Here is a 433-nt window from a genome sequence, read left to right as displayed (position 1 = left end):
GGTTAGCTGTTTGTTGTTTGTGAATTGCATAGTGGACGCGAGCATCTTGTGGCCAAGTTTTTAAGGGCACACGGTGGATGCCTTGGCATCAGGAGCCGATGAAGGACGTGGGAGGCTGCGTTAAGCCCCGGGGAGTCGCCAACCAGACGTTGATCCGAGGATGTCCGAATGGGGAAACCTAGCACCAGTCATGTGGTGTTGCCTCCGCCTGAATGTATAGGGCGGCTGGTGGTAACGCGGGGAAGTGAAACATCTCAGTACCCGTAGGAAGAGAAAACAAGAGTGATTCCGTGAGTAGTGGTGAGCGAAAGCGGATGAGGCTAAACCGTATGCGTGTGATAGCCGGCGGGCGTTGCGTATGCGGGGTCGTGGGACCTTCTGGTAGTTGCTGCCGCAGCTGCAAACAGTAAGAAATCCAGTGAATAGTCGAAAG

The 433-nt window shown here is 54.5% G+C and carries 1 rRNA gene (running past one end of the window); it reads left to right on the top strand.

The features are described 5' to 3' along the window. Window positions 1–50 precede the first annotated feature (50 nt). A 23S ribosomal RNA gene (locus AW272_RS40085) occupies window positions 51–433 on the top strand (it continues 3,395 nt past the right edge of the window).

This window comes from Herbidospora mongoliensis, from assembly GCF_001570545.1.
In the GTDB taxonomy this organism is placed as follows: Bacteria; Actinomycetota; Actinomycetes; order Streptosporangiales; family Streptosporangiaceae; genus Herbidospora; species Herbidospora mongoliensis.
Note: the sequence above shows the minus strand (reverse complement) of the source record. Positions and strands in the feature narration are given on the sequence as shown.